The 1,888-nt window shown below is 38.1% G+C and carries 3 protein-coding genes; all 3 read left to right on the top strand.

From position 1 onward, the window contains the following. Window positions 1-253 precede the first annotated feature (253 nt). Window positions 254-550 carry a hypothetical protein gene (locus tag HCR01_RS37745; protein ID WP_193200985.1) on the top strand — a complete coding sequence of 99 codons (297 nt, stop codon included), beginning with the start codon at window positions 254-256 and terminating at the stop codon, window positions 548-550. A gap of 72 nt (window positions 551-622) precedes the next feature. Continuing rightward, window positions 623-769 carry a hypothetical protein gene (locus tag HCR01_RS39755; protein WP_226890086.1) on the top strand — a complete coding sequence of 49 codons (147 nt, stop codon included), beginning with the start codon at window positions 623-625 and terminating at the stop codon, window positions 767-769. Window positions 770-1,740: 971 nt separating this feature from the next. Then, a partial coding sequence (locus HCR01_RS37735) for a sigma-70 factor domain-containing protein (protein ID WP_320073270.1) occupies window positions 1,741-1,888 on the top strand: 148 nt, incomplete at its 3' end.

Genomic DNA, 1,888 nt, shown 5'->3' with positions numbered 1-1,888 from the left:
TCCCTTTGGCACAGTGAGCGCACCTCTTTCTCAAACACCTCGTTCATCTAATGGTACATCCAGATTATCTGAACCAAAGAAAAAGGTTAGCGCTTAAGACTCAGACATCGTACTTACTAGAAAAATGCGGAAACTTCGCTTACAAAAAGTTTCCGCAATCCAAACTGTAACCAAAGATGAAAGTAATTATCGCACATTGCATCGCTATGTTTCGGAGTAATGAGAATAAAGCTCAAAAATTAGGACAATTTAAATGAGTAAAATACAACAGCATCAACAAGCTTGGGATGCGCTGATGTCTCTCAACAAACGACATTATGTTTCGACTGGTTTTTATGCGTTGGGTGATGCCTATTTAATTAGCGGTAAAGACCCAAAACACAAAAATATCATTGTCCTCGTAGAACATCGGGAGAAATCCCAAATCAATCATTGGGACTGGACGATTAATAAATCCGAATGCCGTCAACAACCAACAATCACAACTAATGGTGACGATGGCAACGGTAATCTGAAACGAAAAGCAACATCGCTGAAAGTTTACAGCTAGTTCAATCAATAGCGATCGCTACGCTTTACATCTAGATGAAAGTATTTGTTTGTTTAGTTGAGGCTAACGAAGATGGAACTCAATTCTGTTTACGATCCCAAATTACTTAATCCAACAAAAGTGTACCAAATTGATGGAGCTTTCTATCAATATTTGCACTCTTCAGGTAGCAATACTCATCCAAAGTATGTGTTTGGTCATTTACCAATACCAGGGTAAAAACAGAAATCAAACTTGGTGCTCAATCGGGATAAATTAATAATTCGCTGTTCGGAAGTTGTAGGGATGACTTGTAAAACTAGTGCCACTAAATATTGCTCCGAACAACTTCAGTTATTTTGAGACAGAATCTTGGAGGAGCTACTGTTACCTTTGGCCAAGGTAGAAGCTAACAAAGAGGTGATTGACGAGGCTTGACAGGTTGATGTTTTATTTTCACTTTCCCCCCAAGCTCAAGCACCAAATATAGGACTGCTTTGCTAGCGAAAAGCCTTAACTTACCTGAATTCCTGTAAAATGCCATATTTGATATCTTTACCTTTGCCATTGCTAGCAGAAATTTATGCTTGACTTTGATAAATAGTGTGCTAAATTAAAAAATACATATGTTCGTCACCAAAAAATATTTAAGATTAATTTGTAGTGTATTGCTTGCCAAGGAAAGGGGAACTAAGCAGCAAAAGCACTAGTTTTGGTGAAAGTTAAAATGTAGTATTAGCTTAATTGTGAACGATTACAAGCACTATAGTGTGATAGCGCTTGTAAATAGGGCTAGTATAACCTTAATAAGCTCAACTGCATATATGAAGTTTGAGTAGCGCTAACGGAAATTATGCTTGATTTTGAAAAATAGTGCATTAAGGTGACTTAAAGTCACTCTTGCACTAAAAAAAAGTATCTAATAGAGATTTACAGTGTGCCGTCTGCGGGAAGAAAGGGGAACTGAGCGGCAAAAGACACTAGCTTTAATTAAAAGCAAAAATACAGTATTAGCATCAGATAAATAATTGTAGGCACTCTGGTATATCAGTGCAAGCAAGCAGGCTTAGTACAACCTTACATGTGCGATTGCTCATGTGAGATTTAATCGCCTCGGCAGAGATTGCGCTTGTATCTTGAGCAAAGCAAGTGATGCTGTAAATTTCTTTTGTCAGAACTTTACTCAACATTTACTCAATTAGTTAAATTACATGTCTCTCCATACTTCCGACTTAGTTCGCATTTACCTACAAGAAATCGGCCGCTTTCCGTTGCTGACTCCTGAGCAAGAAATTGCCTACGCAAGGCAGGTACAGCAGATGATGGTAATCGCGCAAGCAAGAACTATGCTTACCAAAC

Origin of the sequence: Nostoc sp. MG11 (assembly GCF_014904695.1) — a bacterium.
GTDB lineage: Bacteria > Cyanobacteriota > Cyanobacteriia > Cyanobacteriales > Nostocaceae > Komarekiella.
Note: the sequence above shows the minus strand (reverse complement) of the source record. Positions and strands in the feature narration are given on the sequence as shown.

Bases quoted from the DNA above. Each gene is read 5' to 3' on its own strand.
- HCR01_RS37745 (WP_193200985.1), top strand. From the start codon at position 254: ATGAGTAAAATACAACAGCATCAACAAGCTTGGGATGCGCTGATGTCT.
- HCR01_RS39755 (WP_226890086.1), top strand. From the start codon at position 623: ATGGAACTCAATTCTGTTTACGATCCCAAATTACTTAATCCAACAAAA.